The sequence below is a fragment of the Pseudomonas sp. 3JA genome (assembly GCF_036961705.1).
GTDB lineage: Bacteria > Pseudomonadota > Gammaproteobacteria > Pseudomonadales > Pseudomonadaceae > Aquipseudomonas > Aquipseudomonas fluorescens_Q.
On the sequence record NZ_JBAMDJ010000066.1, the window covers coordinates 1 to 19430 of the forward strand.

At 60.1% G+C, this 19430-nt stretch carries 19 protein-coding genes and 1 pseudogene; 8 read left to right on the plus strand and 12 right to left on the minus strand.

The window, feature by feature from the left end; all coding sequences use genetic code 11:
* Positions 1–49: 49 nt before the first annotated feature.
* From V7773_RS29195 to V7773_RS29210, 4 genes are all read right to left on the minus strand, one after another.
* Positions 50–2527, minus strand: coding sequence for a TonB-dependent siderophore receptor (locus tag V7773_RS29195; protein WP_336076368.1), 2478 nt, complete (start codon positions 2525–2527; stop codon positions 50–52).
* A gap of 97 nt (positions 2528–2624) precedes the next feature.
* Positions 2625–3584: a FecR domain-containing protein gene (locus tag V7773_RS29200; protein ID WP_336076369.1), complete on the minus strand. Its 960-nt coding sequence runs from the start codon at positions 3582–3584 to the stop codon at positions 2625–2627.
* Positions 3581–4102: a sigma-70 family RNA polymerase sigma factor gene (locus tag V7773_RS29205; RefSeq protein ID WP_092145553.1), complete on the minus strand. Its 522-nt coding sequence runs from the start codon at positions 4100–4102 to the stop codon at positions 3581–3583. The genes V7773_RS29200 and V7773_RS29205 overlap by 4 nt, the downstream gene beginning before the upstream one ends.
* A 114-nt stretch (positions 4103–4216) precedes the next feature.
* On the minus strand, positions 4217–4624 hold the full coding sequence (locus V7773_RS29210; protein WP_063322031.1) for a response regulator: 408 nt from the start codon (positions 4622–4624) through the stop codon (positions 4217–4219).
* Positions 4625–4867: 243 nt separating this feature from the next.
* Here V7773_RS29210 and V7773_RS29215 point away from each other — a divergent pair, with 243 nt between their 5' ends.
* Positions 4868–6814: a DNA topoisomerase III gene (locus V7773_RS29215; RefSeq protein ID WP_336076370.1), complete on the plus strand. Its 1947-nt coding sequence runs from the start codon at positions 4868–4870 to the stop codon at positions 6812–6814.
* Between the two features lie 672 nt (positions 6815–7486).
* Positions 7487–7816 carry a hypothetical protein gene (locus V7773_RS29220; RefSeq protein ID WP_063322033.1) on the plus strand — a complete coding sequence of 110 codons (330 nt, stop codon included), beginning with the start codon at positions 7487–7489 and terminating at the stop codon, positions 7814–7816.
* A 62-nt stretch (positions 7817–7878) separates the two neighbouring features.
* On the opposite strand, the gene glsB is transcribed toward V7773_RS29220, so the two are convergent.
* Complete coding sequence (gene glsB / locus V7773_RS29225; protein ID WP_336076371.1) at positions 7879–8787, minus strand: glutaminase B; 909 nt, start codon at positions 8785–8787, stop codon at positions 7879–7881.
* 288 nt (positions 8788–9075) lie between these two features.
* Between glsB and V7773_RS29230 the strand changes: the two genes are divergently transcribed.
* Entirely contained in the window at positions 9076–9270 is a 195-nt protein-coding gene (locus tag V7773_RS29230) for a hypothetical protein (protein WP_092412649.1), read from the plus strand.
* 9 nt (positions 9271–9279) lie between these two features.
* Here V7773_RS29230 and V7773_RS29235 read toward each other — a convergent pair whose 3' ends face one another.
* Positions 9280–10299 (minus strand): hypothetical protein, encoded by a 1020-nt coding sequence (locus V7773_RS29235; RefSeq protein WP_092412651.1) that lies wholly within the window; start codon positions 10297–10299, stop codon positions 9280–9282.
* A gap of 471 nt (positions 10300–10770) precedes the next feature.
* Here V7773_RS29235 and V7773_RS29240 point away from each other — a divergent pair, with 471 nt between their 5' ends.
* A complete protein-coding gene (locus V7773_RS29240; RefSeq protein WP_092412653.1) occupies positions 10771–11616 on the plus strand; it encodes a DUF6216 family protein in 846 nt (281 codons plus the stop codon).
* Between the two features lie 50 nt (positions 11617–11666).
* Here the strand turns inward: V7773_RS29240 and V7773_RS29245 are convergent.
* From V7773_RS29245 to V7773_RS29265, 5 genes and pseudogenes are all read right to left on the minus strand, one after another.
* Positions 11667–11968, minus strand: a pseudogene (locus V7773_RS29245) (YciE/YciF ferroxidase family protein); the annotation flags it as partial.
* A 43-nt stretch (positions 11969–12011) separates the two neighbouring features.
* Entirely contained in the window at positions 12012–12941 is a 930-nt protein-coding gene (locus V7773_RS29250; RefSeq protein WP_063322037.1) for a ZIP family metal transporter, read from the minus strand.
* Between the two features lie 311 nt (positions 12942–13252).
* Positions 13253–13630, minus strand: coding sequence for a general stress protein (locus tag V7773_RS29255; RefSeq protein WP_092412655.1), 378 nt, complete (start codon positions 13628–13630; stop codon positions 13253–13255).
* Positions 13631–14035: 405 nt separating this feature from the next.
* Positions 14036–14284: a metallothionein gene (locus tag V7773_RS29260; RefSeq protein ID WP_336076372.1), complete on the minus strand. Its 249-nt coding sequence runs from the start codon at positions 14282–14284 to the stop codon at positions 14036–14038.
* A gap of 35 nt (positions 14285–14319) precedes the next feature.
* Entirely contained in the window at positions 14320–14592 is a 273-nt protein-coding gene (locus V7773_RS29265; protein WP_092412659.1) for a hypothetical protein, read from the minus strand.
* Positions 14593–14775: 183 nt separating this feature from the next.
* On the opposite strand from V7773_RS29265, the gene V7773_RS29270 reads away from it, so the two are divergent.
* Complete coding sequence (locus tag V7773_RS29270) at positions 14776–15615, plus strand: NAD-dependent protein deacetylase (RefSeq protein ID WP_336076373.1); 840 nt, start codon at positions 14776–14778, stop codon at positions 15613–15615.
* 19 nt (positions 15616–15634) lie between these two features.
* Here V7773_RS29270 and V7773_RS29275 read toward each other — a convergent pair whose 3' ends face one another.
* The gene (locus V7773_RS29275) at positions 15635–16540 is read right to left on the minus strand and encodes a LysR family transcriptional regulator (RefSeq protein ID WP_092145526.1); all 906 of its coding nucleotides are present in this window, start codon (positions 16538–16540) and stop codon (positions 15635–15637) included.
* 168 nt (positions 16541–16708) lie between these two features.
* Here V7773_RS29275 and V7773_RS29280 point away from each other — a divergent pair, with 168 nt between their 5' ends.
* The 3 genes from V7773_RS29280 to V7773_RS29290 are packed head-to-tail and all read left to right on the plus strand — an operon-like array spanning position 16709 to position 19301.
* The gene (locus tag V7773_RS29280; protein WP_063322042.1) at positions 16709–17407 is read left to right on the plus strand and encodes a CoA transferase subunit A; all 699 of its coding nucleotides are present in this window, start codon (positions 16709–16711) and stop codon (positions 17405–17407) included.
* Between the two features lie 35 nt (positions 17408–17442).
* Positions 17443–18108, plus strand: coding sequence for a CoA transferase subunit B (locus tag V7773_RS29285; protein WP_003180355.1), 666 nt, complete (start codon positions 17443–17445; stop codon positions 18106–18108).
* Between the two features lie 11 nt (positions 18109–18119).
* The gene (locus tag V7773_RS29290) at positions 18120–19301 is read left to right on the plus strand and encodes an acetyl-CoA C-acetyltransferase (protein WP_092145523.1); all 1182 of its coding nucleotides are present in this window, start codon (positions 18120–18122) and stop codon (positions 19299–19301) included.
* Positions 19302–19430: the final 129 nt, after the last annotated feature.

Genomic DNA, 19430 nt, shown 5'->3' on the forward strand with positions numbered 1-19430 from the left:
AGGGGGGGGGGGGGGGGGGGGGGGGGTTTTTCCCCCCCCCGCCACCGGATCAGAAGCGCGCTTTCATGGACAGGGTGAAGTTGCGCGGCTCGCCATAATAGTTACCGAAGCCCTCGGTCCCGATGGTGGCGTAGTAGCGCTTGTCGAACAGGTTGTTGCCATTGAGCGCCAACGACCAGGTGTCATCGATGCGGTAGCCGAGGCGACCGTTCCACACCGCATAACCGGCCTGGGTGATCTTCTCGCCCGTCGCTGGCGACACCCGGAAGTTGTCGCTTTGTGCGTTGACGCCTGCGCCGACGCTGAACCGTTCCAATGCCCCGCCGAGGGCATAATCGCCCCACAGCCGCAGCACATGGCGCGGCACATAGCTGTTGAACGAACCACCGTTGAGGCTGGTGTCAATGTCTTCGAGGGTCTTGGTCTGGGTGTAGGTGTAGCCGGCCAGCAGTTGCAGGCGCTCGATGACTTCACCGCTGATCTCGGCTTCGAAACCCTGGGCCCGCACCTTGCCAGCGTTCTCGTAGCAGTACCCGTCCGAGGACGCACAACTGGAGTTGTAGTCAGTCTGGGCCTGGTCTTTCTGCAACGTACGGAACAGGTTGAAGGCGCTGTTCAGGCGCCCCTCGAACCATTCGCCCTTGATCCCCAGTTCGTAGCTTTCACCCACCAGGGGCTTGAGTGCCGAACCGCTTTCGGAGCGGTAGTTGCCTTGGGGCGTGAAAATGTCCGAGTAACTGGCGTAGGCCGTCAGGTGTTCGTTGAGGTCCATTAACACGGCGGCAAACGGAGTGACCTGGCCCGTCTCCGTGCTCTTGGCGTGTTCCGAACCGCCGGTGAGGAACACCGAGTCGGTCTTGGAGCTGTACCAGCTTACCCGGCTGCCCACCACGAACGTCAAGGGATCCGCCAGCTTCAGGCGCAGGGTCGAATACATCCCTTGCTGCTCGGTAACGGTCTTGACCGGACCACCGCGCGTCGAGTTTTCGATGAAGTAACTGTCGTCCGGTTCGGGAATATGACGGTCCGGATCGAACACATTCTGTTTCTCTGGCAGCAGTGCCACCGAGAAAAAGTCATCTTTGTCCGAGCGACTGGCGTTGAAGCCGATGACCCATTCGTGCTGCTGCCCAAAGGCATCGAACTTGCCGTCCAGATACGCATCGAGGCCGTAATCGACCTGATCGTAGTCGTACATGCTGCCCAGCATGTTGGTGGTCGAGATGCCTGGCGTCACCGAGCCCGATGCAAACGCGTATTTGATGTCCTGGGTGTTTTTCGTATAGACACCGGCCACCTTCACGGCCCAGTCGTCGTTGAGCTGATGCTTGAGATCGCCGAACACCGTGGTCCGCTGGCTGCGCCAGGTATTCCACGACGGATCCAGGCAAGTGGAGCGGCTGAGTTTCAGATCGCTGCCATCCCTGTAGCGAGGCAGCCCGCCCCAGCAGGGGCTTGCATCGACGTCTTCATAGGCAACGCCCAGGCCGAGCGTCGTATCGGGGCTCAGGTCGAAGTCGAGCGCGCCGTAATAGATCTGGTCCTTGCGACGGGCATCGTCATAAAAATAATGTCGGCTCTGCTCGGCGATCACCGCCCTGCCCCGCACAGTACCGGAATCATTCAGTGGGCCACCGGTGTCGATCTGCCCACGGTAGTTGTCCCAAGTACCGCCCGAGAGGCTGAGCTCGGTCTGGGCCGTGGCCAGGCCGCGTTTGCGGACGAAATTGACGCCGCCGGAGGTGCCGCCCGAGCCCTTCATCATCCCGGCCGCACCGCGCAGGACTTCGACACGGTCGTAATACGCCATGTCACTGCTGAAACTATCGGCCTGGACATAGCTGTTGCCCATGTCCAGCGGAACGCCGTCATATTGATACTGGCCGGACATCCGGAACCCACGGGAATAGAAATATTTTCCGCCCATGGTCGAGTCGTAGACGGTAATGCCGGGCGTCTTTTCCATCACTTGATCGATGGTGTTCAGGTTTTGGTCATCGAGCATCTTGCGGGTGATCACCGTCACCGATTGTGGCGTTTCGCGCAGCGAGTGCTCGCCTTTGCCAATGGTGACCGCCCCTGTCGTGTAGGAGCCACTGTTCTCGGTGGTCGCGCCGAGCCTCTGTCCGTCGATGGTGGTGACGCCCAGTTCCATGGCCGAACCGTTGCCGGGCACGGGGCGCAGCACATAGGTACCGTTGGCCTGGAAGTCGGCTTGCAGGCCGCTGCCACCCAGAATGCTCGCAAATCCGTCAACCACGCCAAACGAACCGCTCAGGCCAGGCGATCGCAGGCCCTGGAGTTGCCGGGCATCGAACGAAATGGCGACCCCGGCAGCGCTGGAAAAACGGGTCAGGACATCCACCAGGCTGCCGGCTCCGATATCGTAGACCTGCACCCAACGCTGCTGCGCCGAAGCCTCTGGAACCGGGCCGGCATTCACGACCCCGGCGCTGCCCGTAGCGGCTGCCAACAGGCCGATTTTCACTGCAAACACCAGACGACCTGGCGCGCTCACCCAAGACATGCTTCCCCTCCCCAAAACGGTCGTTAAAAACTCACTGAGGAAGAGCCGAACGATGCGGATGAAAAGTGCAGAACAATTTTTTTATCGCGCCGTAGCGTCAGCGTCGGTCGCCACTCGATACCTGGACCCAGAAACGGCTGTATCGGGTCACTCGCAACGAAAAACCACTCTCCAGTGCCGCCAGGGCGAGGTCCGTGTCATCGACGGGAAACACACCCGACACCTTCAAGTAGCCAATGGCCGGATCACAACGCAGCACACCGTTGCGGTAACGCGAAAGCTCCTCCAGCAGCGCCGCCAGGGGACGGTCAATGGCAATGATGCTTCCCTTCTGCCAGGCACCCACCGACACATCGCTGCCGCGCAGCGTACCCAGTGACCGATCATTGAAGTCCAGGCGTTGGCCGGCTTCGACCCGCCTCCTTGATCCAATAGCCGGCAGACTGACCTCGACCGCTTTCTCCAGCACCGCCACCTCGCCGCCTTGCGCCTGGCCACGGACTATAAAACGCGTCCCCAACGCCAGTACTTCGACAGGCCCCGTGGCCACCTTGAAAGGACGCCGCAAGGGATCAACCGCCGTCGTCACGAGAATCTCCCCCCGCAACAACTCCAGTCGCCGCTGGTTTGCATCGAAACGAACATTGACCGATGTGTCGGTGTTGAGCAGTAGCGTGCTGCCGTCCGCCAGTTGAAACTCACGGCGCTCGCCCACCGTGGTGCGGTAATCGCAAAACAGATTCTGAGTCGCCTGGCTGCGCCAGCCCAACCACCCCAGGCCACTGGCGGACGTCAGCAGTAACACGCTGCGCAATACCTGGCGACGGGATCGGTTGTGGGTATCACTCAAGGTCGGCGCCGCCAGTGCACCCGGCACACTCGCCATCTGTTCGGCCACCGCCGTCATTCTTTGCCAGGCCTGGCCATGCAACGGATCGGCGCTCAGCCAGGCATTCCACCCGGCCCGATCCGCGTCGGTCGTGATGCCCGAATGCAGCTTGGCGTACCACCGCGCGGCAGCACGAATGGCGCTCAACTCTTCGGTCGGCAGGTTCATGACAGCTGCAATTGAATTTGCATCAGGCAGCAATGTTCCATGGCCTTGGCCATGTGGTTATTGACCGTGCGGACACTGACGCCCAAGCGCTCGGCAATTTGCGGATACGTCAGGCCATCGAACTGCGACAGGATGAACGCCTGCCTGATACGCGGCCCCAACCCCAGCAGCAAGCGGTCGATTTCCATCAAGGCCTGGAGCAGGATGGCTTGGTCTTCCAGCGATGGGTGCTGCTCTTGCGGCATGGCGGCCAATGCTTCGAGATAGGACTGTTCCAGTGAACGGCGGCGGAACAGATCGATCAACAGCCCTTTGGCGATCATCGACAGGTACGGTCGCGGTTCACGAATGTCCAACGCGGAGCGAGCCTTGAGGACGCGCACGAAGGTGTCCTGGGTGAGATCGGCTGCATCGAAGGCGTTGCCCAGGCGCTTGCGCAACCAGCCCTGGAGCCAACTGTGATGATCGCTGTACAGAACGTCGACGGCACTGCGTAAGGACAGATCGTTGGCGGACATGGCAATGGAATAATTCGCGACTGATAATGACTCGCATTGTCATGGGAGCCATCGCCGCTTGCAACCCAAACATGAGTGCGACGGGTCGATCACAACCCGTCGTTCTGGGATCGATCAGTGCAGAGAGTGGCTTTTCACCGTACTTTCCACCAGATCCAGCATCTGCCCCAACGCCCAAGGCTTGGCGATGAAGGACGCGTGGTGCTTGATCCCGGCGCTTTCCGGCGTCTCGAAACCGGACATGATCAGCAGCGGTATCTGCGGCCAGCGGTCTCCGGTCAGGTTGGCCAGGTCCGCGCCATCGATCTTGCCGGGCATGGTGATATCGGTGAGCAGCAGATCGACGTAATCCGCGCTCTCCTCCAGAAATGTCAGCGCTGCGTCGGCGCTTTCCCGAGGCTCCACGACAAACCCTTCCTCCTCGAGGATTTCACAGAGGAACTCCAGGATGGTCGGATCATCTTCCACAACGAGAATCAAACGTGTAGTCGCCTGGCCGTTGCCATTTGGCATCGAATTCATGAAAGTGACTCTCCTTGACCTCATAAACCTGCTTTGCGGGTTTCAACCGCCTTGAAGTTATGAGCCATCCCCCTGCGAGAAATTCATTCTGCGTGCCAACAGGTCGCCGAATGTCATGCCAGACACCCCTTGGCAACGCAGCGCAACGCTTTTTATCTGTATATCCATACAGATAAAACTTGCCCTTGCGCGCATCCATGACCATGCTACAGCCCCATGAAATCTGCTCAGGAAAAGGGCGCTATGCAGTTGTACCTGTGTGAAAAACCGTCCCAGGCCAAGGACATCGCCGCCGTGCTCGGTGCCACGCGCCGTGGCGACGGTTGCTGGCTGGGCCCTGGCATCACGGTCACCTGGTGCATCGGCCACCTGCTGGAAACCGCCCCGCCCGACGCCTACGATGCGCGCTACAAGCGCTGGGTACTGACCGACCTGCCCATTGTGCCGGCGCAATGGAAAATGACCGTCAAGCCGAAAACCGCCAGCCAGTACAAGGCGGTCAAGCGCCTGCTGGGGGAAGCGAAGGAATTGGTGATCGCCACCGACGCCGACCGCGAAGGCGAAATGATCGCCCGGGAGCTGGTGGAACATTGCCGTTATCGCGGACCGATCCGGCGGCTATGGCTGTCAGCCCTGGACGAAGCGTCGATCCGCAAGGCCCTGGCCGCCCTCAAGCCGGGAGTCGAAACCTTCAACCTGTATCACTCGGCGCTGGGTCGCTCCCGGGCCGACTGGCTGATCGGCATGAACATGAGTCGCCTGTTCACCCTGCTGGGGCGCCAGTCCGGCTACCAGGGCGTGCTGCCGGTGGGCCGCGTGCAAACACCGACGCTACGCCTGGTGGTGGATCGCGACCGCAGCATCGCCGACTTCGTACCGGTCGCCTATTGGGCCATCGACGTGCAGCTCAGTCACGAAGACATGGCCTTCACCGCCCAGTGGCGCGCCGACCCGGATGCCTGCGACGATCAGGAACGCTGCCTGAACCAGGCCCTGGCCCGAGACGCGGCCCAGGCCATGCGCAACGCCGCCACCGCCCGGACACTAAAGGTGCGTACCGAGCGTCTGCGCGAAGCGGCGCCGTTGCCCTTCGACCTGGGCACCCTGCAAGAAGTCTGCTCGAAGAAGCTCGGCCTCGGCGCCCAGGAAACCCTGGACATTGCCCAGTCGCTCTACGAGACCTACAAGCTCATCACCTACCCTCGCAGCGATTGCGGTTTCCTGCCCTTGAGCCAGCACAGCGAAGCACCGGCCATCCTGGCCGCCCTCGCCCAGGCCGACCCCAGCCTCGCGCCGCTGCGCGAGCACCTGCAGCCGCAGCGTAAATCCCGAGCCTGGAACGACGCCAAGGTCAGTGCCCACCACGGCATTATTCCCACCGCCGCCGCCAAGAACCTCGACAAACTCGCCGGCAAGCAGCGTGCGGTCTATACGCTGATTCGCGCACGCTACCTAGCGCAGTTCCTGCCCAACCACGAATACGACCGGACCCAGGCCGACTTCGACTGTGCCGGCCAGGCGCTGCGCGCCGTGGGCAAGCAGATCGTCGAACCCGGCTGGAAACGCGCCCTGCCCGAAGCACTGGCGCCGGCAAAGGGCCGTGAAGCGCCGGCACCGCAAACCTTGCCGGCACTGGCCGAAGGTCGCGATTGCACGGTGGACGAGGTGAAACCCAAGGACCTGTGGACCCAGCCGCCCAAGCCCTTCACTGAAGGCGACCTGATCAAGGCGATGAAGAACGTCGCCAAACTGGTGGAGGACCCGCTGCTCAAGCAGAAGCTCAAGGACACCACCGGCATCGGCACCGAAGCGACCCGAGCCTCGATCATCCAGGGGCTGCTCGACCGCGGTTACCTGGTGAAGAACGGCAAGGCCCTGTCGGCCACCCCGGCGGCCTTCAGCCTGATCGACGCCGTGCCCCGGGCCATCGCCGACCCGGGCACCACGGCCATCTGGGAGCAGGCCCTGGACATGGTGCAAAGCGGCGAAATGAGCCTGGAAGAATTCGTGACCCGTCAAGCCGCCTGGATGAGCAAGCACGTCGCCCGCTGCCAGGGCATGAGCCTGACCATCAGCGGCCCGGCCAGCCCCGCCGGGCGTGGCGCAACCCCGTGGAAGAACAAGCGCAAGCCGGCCAAGCGCAAGGCAGCCGGTGCACCGCGCAAGGCGAGCAAGGCCAAGGCCACCTGAGCCTATGATGCCAAACACAGACCCTGTGGCGAGGGAGCTTGCTCCCGCTGGGGCGCGAAGCGGCCCTAAACCTGGCGGCACGGTGGATCAGGGTAATCGAGGGGATTTGACAGAGGGCCGCTACGCAGCCCAGCGGGAGCAAGCTCCCTCGCCACAGGGCTCGGCTCAAGCCCAATTGCTCATACCCAAACCATTTTGTCCGACAATATGTAGTGACCAAAAATAATCACTACAAAACCGTTGACGCCTCCGATTTGCCCTTGCATGATGCAGACGTCTCCCCGATCGGGAGTACAGGCAACTGTTTGAGCAAGCTCGTCTGACCGCCGAGCTGTTTTTTGGATAAGGGACTGCCCACAAGGCAGATTGAAGGTGCTGACCTGGCCTGACCGTCCGGTAACAAGGACGAGAAACGTCGGTGAAGATCCTCATGACGCACGTGGTTCAACCCTCGAAAGTTGACACTGACTGAAGATTCTTCGCTGTTTCTCTTCGTTGTAGCGCATTTGCGTAGCAGCCCTTCGATAACACTACACAACCGATGCACGACCCCGTCGAAGTTCGACGGAAGCATGCTGACGGCCTGGTTTCGGTAGCAGGCAGGTACTTACCGAGTAGCGAAGTTTTTGCGAACCACCAGACAGATCAACCAAATGGTCAAGGGGCTTACACATGAATCTGAATAATCAACCATCTATTGATGAACTGGCTCGCATATTCGCAGCACACAAAGACACGCTCGACAGCCATATCCTGTGGATCAGCAAGACTGGCCAGGTGCATATGGACTGCCTGTCGCCCTACACCCGCGAAGACGAGTTCGAAAAGAACACGCATGAGCTGGGTGCCCGGCTGAAGATGTACCGCCGTGGCCAGGGCTATGTTGGCAAGAAGGCTGCGGCCGACAAAGACTTCATCGGTCGCGTGTTGCAAACGCTGACCCAGGCCTGGCAGTCGATGCAGAACACTTCCGAGGTCCGGGTCATCGACCGCCTCTGCTGATATCCCCTAACAAGAAGGCCCGCTCCTGAATCAGGAGCGGGCCTTTTTTGTGCGGCAGGAAACTAGAACACCGACCAGCCAATCCGCTGGCTCATCAACTCCAACGCCGCCATGCCGGCCAGGGAGTTGCCGGCGGCGTTGAGCTCAGGCGACCAGACGCATACGGTGAAGCGCCCCGGCACCACGGCGACAATCCCGCCACCGACCCCGCTCTTGCCTGGCAGGCCGACGCGATAAGCGAAATTTCCAGCCTCATCGTACAAGCCGCTGGTGGCCATGATGGAGTTGACCTGCTGGGTCTGCCGCGCACTGAGGATCTGTTCGCCGCTGTGTTTGCAGAACCCGTCGTTGGCCAGGAAGCAGAATGCCCGCGCCAGATCGATGCAACTCATCCGCAAGGCACAATGGCTGAAATAACTGCGCAGCACCGCTTCCACGTCGTTATGGAAGTTGCCGAAGGATTGCATCAGATAGGCCATCGCCGCGTTGCGAGCGCGGTGCTGGTATTCCGACTCGGCCACCTTGCCGTCCACCATCACTTGCGGGTTGGCTGATAAACGCCGCACGAAATCGCGCATCGACAACGCCGGGGCGGCGAAACGCGACTGGTTGATATCGCAGATCACCAACGCGCCGGCGTTGATGAACGGGTTGCGTGGTCGACCACGTTCGAATTCCAGCTGCACCAGCGAATTGAACGGTTGGCCGGACGGCTCATGGCCCAGGCGCTCCCAGATCGCTTCGCCGGAATGCCCGATGGCCTGCACCAGGCTGAACACCTTGGAAATACTCTGCACCGAAAACGCTGTTTCGGCGTCGCCGGCGCAGTACAACTCGCCGTCGTTGCCATACACGGCAATACCCAACTGGTTAGGCGCCACAGTGCCCAGGGCCGGAATGTAATCGGCCACCTTGCCCTGACCGATCAGGGGGCGAACCGCATCGAGGATCTCGTTCAACAGTGCTTGCATATGCGCGGGGTCCAGTCATTCCCCGTTCGAGTGCGGGGATACAGACGCTAGACGCTGGTGGGCGGCGTCAGAGCACACTGAATTGCCCGCAAAATCCCGTGGCGAGGGAGCTTGCTCCCGCTGGGGCACGAAGCGACCCCTGACCCAGCCACTGCATTCCCTTGATGGGGCTGTTTCACAGCCCGGCGGGAGCAAGCTCCCTCGCCACAAGATGCTGGGTTTTCACCAGCGCTTATCGCGAAATCAAGCGGTCTATAGTTGAGGGGATCAAACGATAGGAGGAACGCCATGCGTCAGATCATGCAAAAAGAACCCTGGTGGGCCTCGCCACCCCAGCCCGGGCAGGATGAAAGCGAGCTGGAATGGGGCTGGCTGGTGATCTACAGCGAAGGCGAGCCGCGCTTCGAATTCGTAAAAGAGCGTCCCACGGACGAACAGATCCGCCAGCGCAAGGGGTGTCGCGTCACCCTTGGGTCAGAATGAGCCAGCCCGTCACGGCTTGATGTCCGGCAATGCCACCGCTCGATTGGCCAAGTCCGCCTCCACCAGGTTGCCTTCTATTTCCTCGTCCAGGTAGTACACCGGCGCCATCACCCCGCTGAGGGGATGCTTGAGCGACTTGAACCACGCCTCATCGAACGCAGCACTCAGGCTTTTGCGGATCTGCGCCTCCATTTCCGGCCGCTCGCCCTCGTGGATGATCGCGCGAATACCCGCCACGCCCACCGAGATCAACGCCCCGGCCGCCTTCCCGGCAACGGCCGCCGCTGCACCGGTTGCCCCTCGCGTGGCGAACTGGGCCTCGATTTTTTCGCTGGTACGCTGCGCCACCGTGGCGATCACCGCCTCAGAGGGTCCGGCACCCGTGGCAGCGGCCTTGTTGACGTGATCGATCAGGGCCGCATACGCCGGCAGCGTGTTCAGCGGTTCGGTATGCACCACTTCGTACAACGACGCGTTACGCGCCGCCGGCGGCCCCAGGTTGATGGCAGGAATGCCGTGCAGACGCCGGTTCATCAGTTCGTTCGGGATTTGATGCCGCAGGGCGATGACCTGGACCTGCTGATTGAGCTGGCGTATGTAGTAGTCCGTCGCGGCAGCCCTGATCGCCTCGGGATCAATTTCCACCGCCACCGGCTCCAACACCTGCTCACGATATTGTTCTTGCAGGTAAACCGCCAGGCGCTTGGCCGGAGAATCCTCCTCAGCCTTGGCACTGGCGGCATACCAGCTGACCTTCACCGCCAGCCATTCCTGGGTCCAATAACTGCTGAACCAGGGGATAAACTCAGCCTCGGTGCGCTCATAGACCAACACACGCCAATGTTCCATCGACCCGCGGGCGTAGCGTCCGGTCTGCTCGATAGCGCTTTTCGATGCTGCGATGATCTGCTGGTCCACCTGTCGCCAAGTGGCCTGGTCAATCGTCACCGTGGCAGCCTGTTGACCGCGCTGTGACGTGGCGCACCCGGCCAGAACGAGCATAACGGCCAGCATCAGCGAATGCAGCACAGTTGCGCCACCCCGGATTCATGTCATCCACGGGGTTGAGTATAGGTCGCGACGCACAGTAAAACCTGTGGAAACAAAACCTGTGGGAAAGCTTGCTCGCGATAGGTGTGTCAGCAGTATTGATATCGACGGATACGCCGCTATCGCGAGCAAGCTGTGCTCCCACAGGTTCCATCCAAGAAAGTGTTTGATTGCTGTTCAGGATTTATACCGTCGCGCCAACCTGTGCACCGCCGTGGACAACGGATAGCACATAGCAAAATACATCCGGTGCGGCGATCAACGAGCAATACAAACCGGCCACTACACACCACAGCAGCGACATTTGTTGTACTGACACGAATAATATTATTCATCATTTTATTATTGACCCGTGCGCACCACCGACAACAAAATCGGGACTGAGCGATACCAACATGACATCCTCACGTAACTCACTTACGCAGTGAAATACTCACAAAGGGATCTTCCGTGAATCAACCCACACTGATTGAAAATGCAGCCCACTGGACCTTCGAAAACTTTACAGCCGTCACCAGTATCTTTAGCGTCATTATAATAGGCGGTGTAATTTTTCATATTTACAGCCGAGCCAGATCACTTTCATTTCTCCGTGACTTGATGTGGCGCTTCTTTGGTGGAAAGCCAGAATTCGATAACGAACGCTTTGAAAGGATGCGGAAAAATTTACGCGAAATCGAGCATTACAGATTCGAGTTCAATATTCCAGCCCAAACCTTGGAACAGGCAGAGCTTGCTGAGGAATGGATAAGACGTCATGACTTCTCACCCAGCGACATCGCAAAAATAAAAAATTATATTGACTGGAAAAACTTCAGAGACATCCAGTTCAAGGTCAATCATTTCGCCCAATGGATAGTCAACAGCATTATTTCTTTATTTATTATCCTTATAGTGATTTTCGTCGTCAGTGCTTCACTTTCCCCCACCAAGTATTTGATGGTTTCTTTAAGAAACCAGCCTGAAACACCGTCATTTTATTTATCGGAAAACAATGCAAAATTCGAGCTTTTCACAGATGACTATCTGACCACTGACGAATGTCGCTCACAATCCTCATTGAAGAAATTTTCAAACCTCGGCTTCTCTGAAGATCATCTCAACACCATCTGCTCTTTCTTCTTAGAAAGAACCTACACCGCAAGCATCCGCAAGGGACTGTCCGGCCAACGCGCACTTCTGCTAGCAATCGCCGCATGGTCATTTGTCAGCGCTATCGGACTTATTACCGTTCTCGGCAGGATGGCAATTGCTCGAAAATTGGAAAAAATAAAACCCAAGATTCAAGACATCTAACAATGGCGAGGGAACACGCTCCCCTCGCCACAAAAGCCATGATGTTGATCTCAGGAATCCATCGTTGCCGCTTGGTTACCGCCCTGCTCGGCAATTTTCGAGAGTTTCTCGCCGGTGATTTTTTCTTCCTTGAGGGTCGCCAGCAGCAGGCCGACCACTTCATCGCCCAGGTTCAAGTGCTTGGCCATGGCAATCAGGTGCCGTAACTGACAATTTCGTAGTGCTCGACTTTCTGCGCCCCGCCGATCAGTCCCGCATCGAGCACTGCACCTTTTTCGATTTCTTCAATCAGCTCCTTGGACTCTTCCACCAGCCCTTCCATGGTGATGCACTTCATACGCTTGAGTCGGATGTTCCAGCAATCTGCCGCAACGCTGACAGAGGGTATCGGTGATTCAACCCAACGCCGTGTCGAGAAACATCATCACCGCAAACCCCATCATCAAGCCCAGGGTGGCCGGGGTTTCATGGCCGTTGCGGTGGGTTTCGGGAATCACCTCGTGGGACACCACGAAGATCATCGCCCCCGCCGCCAACCCCAGGCTGATGGGGTACGCGACGGCGACGCCCGACGACATGCCCAGGCCGATCACCGCGCCTAGCGGCTCCATCAACCCCGAACCGACCGCGATGAGCGCGGCACGCAAGGCGCTGATACCGGTGACGCGCAGCGCCATGGCAATGGCCAGGCCCTCGGGGATGTCCTGGATGGCGATGGCGGTGGTCAGGGGCAAGCCGACCTTGAAGTCGCCATCGGCAAAACTGACGCCGATGGCCATGCCCTCCGGCAAGTTGTGCAAGGTGATGGCAAGCACGAACAGCCATACGCGATTAATACGCTCGGCCTGGGGCCCACGTCGGCCACTGAGTTCGTGCTCGTGCGGCACGAAACGGTCCAGGCCGATCATCAGGGCGACCCCCAAGCCCAGGCCTACCACGACGACAAACGCGGCAAGCAACTGGTTGCCACAGATGATTTGTGCCGCCTCGATGCCTGGCAGGATCAACGAGAAAGAACTGGCGGCGAGCATCATGCCGGCGGCAAAACCGAGCATGATGTCCTGGGTCCGCGAGGCGATATCGCGCAACACCACAGCCATCAACGCCCCCAGGGCGGTAGCGGCAAAGCCCGAGGTACCGCCCAGCACTGCGTAACCCAGGTTCTGACGGTCGGCGCCGACCAAGGCGTTGTAGCCGCTGTAAAGCAGCAATGCAGTCACCAACGCCAGCCCGAGCCAGAACGTCACCCCCAACAACAGGTTGTCTTGCACGGGGTTCAGCCATGTGCGCCAAGGGGATCGAATCCGGGAGGTGGGCTGGTCCATCGAAGGTCCTTACGGTCTTGACCAAAACATGGCTGATCGTGCGCCTAAACGGTGGCAACGATCAAACGTAATATCCAGGCAAGGAAGCGCTGCCCTCGCCATTTTTTTATAGTCGGAGGAAGTAACAGGATGATTTATCTTTTATTCAAAAAACGAGACCCATGGTGATTGACCCAACGATCAACCAATATCTTTTAACGAATAAAGCGAAAAAGCTGTAAACCCGGTTGTAGTTTAAACCCGGCAAACTCCGCTATATAAGCCAATGGGGCCCCATGCCATGGGCACGGGGCTTGCCATATTACCGGGCATTATGAATCACGGCCGCCACCGCGGCTGTTCTCCCCGCCTTTTCTACCCGCTTCGGAGGCTTTCTCCCGGTCGTTGGCAAAGTTGCCGCCCGAGGCCTGGCCACCTTTGCGGCCGGCTTCCGAAGCCCGCTCAGGGTCGTTGGCAAAATTACCGCCAGAGGCTTGCCCGCCTTTGCGGCCAGCTTCTGCGGCACGCCCAGGGTCGTTGGCAAAATTACCACCCGATGCCTGCCCACCCTTGCGCCCAGCCTCGGATGCACGCTCAGGATTATTGGCAAAGTTACCACCTGATGCATGGCCGCCCTTTTTCCCGGCTGCCGATGCCTTCTCACGATCGTTAGCGAAATTGCCAGGATTACTATTTCCTGTATTAGCCATTTCATTCACCTCGTTTAGTTGATATCAACGAGCCTTACTGACTCGTCTTATTCGGAAAACATGACGCCGCCAAGGTTTTAAGGAAACGTTGTAAACGGCGACGAATGGTCAACATTCAATTTATATTGCCGCCGCCATGCTCTTTATTGCATCAGGCTATTAACCAGGCCGGGACTGAAGCTCGCTCTCACATGGGGCCTATGGGGGGAAACAGTGCGTGTCTTTCCACGCTGTCCGCCAAAGGTCGGGCGGCGCCGGCACCCCATTGCACCGGTCTCGTCACCCTGGCCTCGCGCCGTTCCAGGAAGCCAAAACTCGCGGGCTGCCGGTGTTGTCCTGCACCACCGCACTGACCGGCTTGCGGCGTCCGGATACCCTGTCGCCGATACCCGGATTCAAGAATGCTCAGGGTGAAATCGGATCGCTCGCCGGAAACGTTTCCTCCAGCGCGTCGTCCAGCTGCTTATTGGTGACGTCCCGCTCGCCCACCTTGCCACTGCGTTCACAATGGCAGTCTGGCGCCGGACACGGTTCACCGTTGGGGTGTTGTTCGGCGCACGCCTGGCTGCAATAAGCTTCGCCGTCGTGGTTGAACATCCGTTGCGGATCAACCTCGCATTGGCAATCGGGGCAACCGCACTTTAGTTTGCTCATGCTCTCTCTCCCGAAGTAATAGGTCGAAGGCGCCGTCAGGAAGAGCCCACCATCAACTGGACCTCAAGGTTGGCCGACGCCACACCGTGGTTTGCCACATACACATCGGCGGTCCAGCCCTTGGTCTGGTTGTGATAGGACTGCATGCCCAAGGCCGTGCCGCTGTCCCACTCCAGGATGTCGCCAATATCGATGTCATTGGCCGAACGTAGGGCTAGCACGGTGTGGCCGTGCTCCTGCCCCACGTACACACCCACCATTGCGCGCTGTCTGTTAATGGCCCGTACTTCACCAATGGTCTGCTTCATAAGCCTCCTCTGCGACAGGTTCAGAGCGACCGGAACAACCTGATTGCTCTTTCTCACATAAGTGTGGAGGCCCCTCCTGCAAGGAAAGTTTGCCGAACAGCGCCGCTGGGCGACGAAAGGCGTGACGCAGGCCCCGTGCTCGATAGTGCTACCCTCAACGAATCCAAGCCCACGGAGCCCCCCATGCCGGACGACTTCCATCGCGAACCGCTCGATCAGTTGCAGGCGTACATGGCCGGGGGTCGCTTCCTGGTGCTCACCGGCGCCGGCATCAGCACACCCTCGGGCATTCCCGACTACCGCGACAGCGACGGCGTACGACGGGGTCGACAGCCGATGATGTACCAGGAGTTCCTTGCCCAGGCCGAAGCACGACGGCGCTACTGGGCGCGGGCGATGCTGGGCTGGCCACGGGTGAGGCAGGCCAGGCCGAACGTGGCCCATGACGCCTTGGCCCAATTGCAGGCGCAGCAGCGCATCACCGGGTTGATCACCCAGAATGTCGATACGCTGCACGATCAGGCCGGCAGCCAGGACGTCATTGAACTTCACGGCAGCCTGCACCGTGTGCTGTGCCTGGATTGTGGCCAGCGCAGCGAGCGACAGCAGATCCAGTTATTGATGGAAGCGCAGAATCCTTACCTGGCCGGTGTCGACGCCGTGCAGGCGCCCGACGGCGATACCCTGCTGGACCCGGCGTTCGAGGCGCGCTTCCAAGTGCCCAATTGCCCCCATTGCGGCGGCGAGCGGTTGAAGCCCGACGTGGTGTTTTTCGGCGAGAACGTCGCCCCCCTCACCGCGACCCGCGCCATGCAAGCCGTCGAGCAAGCCGACGGCCTGCTGGTGGTGGGCTCGTCGCTGATGGCGTATTCGGCGTTTCGCCTGTGCCGGGCCATCAAGGACCAGGGCAAGCCGTTGCTGGTGATCAACCGGGGCAAGACCCGGGCCGATGAGTTGCTGGACCTCAAGCTTGAAGAGCCGTGTGAGCAATTACTGCCATTGCTGGCGCAACACCCGCGCTAACCACACCACTCCCACAGGGTCAGTGTTGGCCTGTGGTCAACGAGCCCAACTCCTGATCCCTGAGCGTATCGAACAACGCCTGCGCCGCCGCCGACAGTTCATGCCCCGGTTTGGTCAGCACCCCGATGGCTCGCTCGATCACCGGATCGCTCAAGGTGATGCAGCGGGCACCCAGCTCATGCATCTGCCCGACGCACAGCGCCGGCACGGCACTCACCCCCAACCCACTGGCGACCATCCGCCCGACGGTCGCCAACTGGTGGCTCTCGAACTCCACAGGCAGTTTCATGCCCCGGGCCTGCAAATGCTCCTCCAGCATCACCCGTACGGTGGATGGCCGTTGCAGCGTGATGAAGGGCTGCTCCAGCAGGGTTTCCCAGTGGATTTCGTCGCGCTGGGCAAGTGGTGAGTCCAGCGGCACAACCGCGACGAAGCGATCGAGATACAAAGGTGTGAACGCCAATGACGCGCCCTGCATCGGCTCGAACGCCACCCCCAATTCGACATGACGATCGCGGACCATTTCCAGCACCTGTTCGTTGATCACATCGTTGACCGTGACGTTGACATTCGGAAAGCGGGCGCGGAAGGTCTTGAGGATCGGTGGCAGCAGGTTGCCAGCGAACGAAGGCATTGCCGCCAACGTCACGCGACCACGCTGCAAGGTGAAGCGTTGACGCATTTCGTCTTCGGCGTTGTCCCAATCGGCAACCAGCCGTCGGGCCAGTGGCAACAAGGATTCACCTTCGGGCGTCAGCGCCACGTTGCGGGTATTGCGGCTGAACAAGCGACCGCCGAGACCTTCTTCCAAGGCCTTGATGGTCAGGCTAAGGGCCGACTGGGACAGGTGCAGCCGTTCGCAGGCCACGGCAAAGCTCAGGCTCTGGGCCACCGCGAGGAAGGCTCGGATCTGCTTGAGGGTCATGGGGATCGCTTCGCTCCAGGGGCAAGCCGTAAGTTTCGAGCCGCCAGTGGATGGCGGCGACTATTGAGTTTTATCAATCAATCCAACCTAAAAATCAACTTAACAAATATATGACTTAGCGCAACACTGCACTCCATTGCGACCCCATCAAGAATAAAAGAGGTGTCTATGGCAGGTTTCGACAAACGCGTGAGTTCTTATGAAGAAGCGCTGGAAGGCTTGAAAGACGGCATGACCGTCATCGCCGGCGGCTTTGGCCTGTGCGGTATCCCGGAAAACCTGATCGCCGAGATCAAGCGCAAGGGCATCCGCGACCTCACCGTGGTGTCCAACAACTGCGGCGTCGACGGCTTCGGCCTCGGCGTACTGCTGGAAGACCGGCAGATCCGCAAGGTGGTCGCCTCCTACGTGGGCGAAAACGCCCTCTTCGAGCAGCAACTGCTGAGCGGCGAAATCGAAGTCGTACTCACCCCCCAAGGCACCCTCGCCGAAAAAATGCGCGCCGGCGGCGCCGGCATCCCGGCCTTCTTCACCGCCACTGGGGTCGGTACGCCGGTGGCCGAAGGCAAGGAAGTGCGTGAATTCCATGGCCGCCAGTACCTGATGGAAGAATCCATCACCGGCGACTTCGCCATCGTCAAGGGCTGGAAGGCCGACCATTTCGGCAATGTCATCTATCGCCACACCGCGCAGAACTTCAATCCGCTGGCCGCCACGGCGGGCAAGATCACGGTGGTGGAAGTCGAAGAAATCGTCGAACCCGGCGAGCTGGACCCGACGCAGATCCACACCCCTGGCATCTACGTCGACCGGGTCATTTGCGGCACGTTCGAAAAACGCATCGAACAACGCACCGTGCGTAAGTGATCCCCTGCCCCCGGCCCGAATGAAGGAATAAGAACATGGCACTTTCCCGCGAACAAATGGCTCAACGCGTCGCCCGCGAAATGCAGGACGGCTACTACGTGAACCTGGGCATCGGCATTCCGACCCTGGTCGCCAACTACATTCCCGAAGGCATGGAAGTCATGCTGCAATCGGAAAACGGCTTGCTCGGCATGGGCGCATTCCCCACCGAAGCCGAAGTCGATGCCGACATGATCAACGCCGGCAAGCAAACCGTCACCGCGCGCATTGGCGCCTCGATCTTCTCCTCGGCCGAATCGTTTGCCATGATCCGCGGCGGCCACATCGACCTGACCGTACTGGGTGCGTTCGAGGTGGATGTCGAAGGTAACATTGCCTCGTGGATGATCCCTGGCAAGCTGGTCAAGGGCATGGGCGGCGCGATGGACCTGGTGGCCGGCGCCGAGAACATCATTGTCACCATGACCCATGCGTCCAAGGACGGCGAGTCTAAACTGCTGCCGCGTTGCAGCCTGCCACTGACCGGCGCCGGGTGCATCAAGCGAGTGTTGACCGACCTGGCCTACCTGGAAATCCAGGACGGCGCCTTCATTTTGAAAGAACGTGCCCCAGGCGTCAGCGTCGAGGAAATCGTCGCCAAGACCGCCGGCAAATTGATCGTGCCGGACCACGTGCCTGAAATGCAGTTCGCTGCCCAGTGAGGAGAGATTCGATGCAAGAAGTCGTGATTGTCGCCGCTACCCGTACCGCCATCGGCAGTTTCCAGGGTTCGCTGGCTTCCATTCCCGCGCCGGAACTCGGTGCAGCGGTGATTCGGCGCCTGCTGGAGCAAACCGGCCTGTCCGGTGAGCAGGTCGATGAAGTGATCCTCGGCCAGGTGCTGACGGCGGGCTCCGGGCAAAACCCGGCTCGCCAGGCGTCGATCCTCGCTGGCCTGCCCCATGCGGTGCCGGCGTTGACCCTGAACAAGGTCTGCGGTTCGGGACTCAAGGCGTTGCACCTGGGCGCCCAGGCGATTCGTTGTGGCGACGCCGAAGTGATCATTGCCGGTGGCATGGAGAACATGAGCCTGGCCCCGTACGTGTTGCCGGCCGCCCGCACCGGCCTGCGCATGGGCCACGCGAAGATGATCGACAGCATGATCACCGATGGCCTGTGGGATGCGTTCAACGATTACCACATGGGCATCACCGCCGAGAACCTGGTGGACAAGTACGGCATCAGCCGTGAAGAACAGGATGCCTTTGCCGCCGCGTCCCAGCAGAAAGCCGTCGCCGCCATCGAGGGCGGCCGCTTCGCCGATGAGATCACACCGATCCTGATCCCCCAGCGCAAGGGCGATCCCGTGGCGTTCGCCACCGACGAGCAACCGCGCGCCGGCACCACCGCCGAATCCCTGGGCAAGCTCAAGCCGGCCTTCAAGAAGGACGGCAGCGTCACTGCGGGCAATGCGTCCTCACTCAACGATGGCGCCGCCGCAGTGATCCTGATGAGCGCCGAAAAAGCCAAGGCCCTTGGCCTGCCGGTGCTGGCGAAAATCAGTGCCTACGCCAATGCCGGCGTCGACCCGGCCATCATGGGCATTGGCCCGGTCTCGGCCACCCGTCGCTGCCTGGACAAGGCCGGCTGGTCGTTGGACCAACTGGACCTGATCGAAGCCAACGAAGCCTTCGCCGCCCAGTCGCTGGCGGTGGCCCGGGAACTGAAATGGGACATGGACAAGGTCAACGTCAACGGCGGCGCCATCGCCCTGGGTCACCCTATCGGTGCGTCGGGCTGCCGCGTGCTGGTGTCGCTGCTGCATGAAATGATCAAGCGCGACGCCAAGAAAGGCCTCGCCACCCTGTGCATCGGCGGCGGCCAGGGCGTGGCCCTGGCACTGGAACGCGCCTGATCGGCAAAGCGCTCAACAGGGGTGGCCCGGACCCACGAACATCCGCGCAACCCCTGGCAACACCACCGGCGCAACTTCGGTTGCGCCGGTTTTTTTTGCCTGTTGGTTTTGCGCATGATTGGCCGGCCT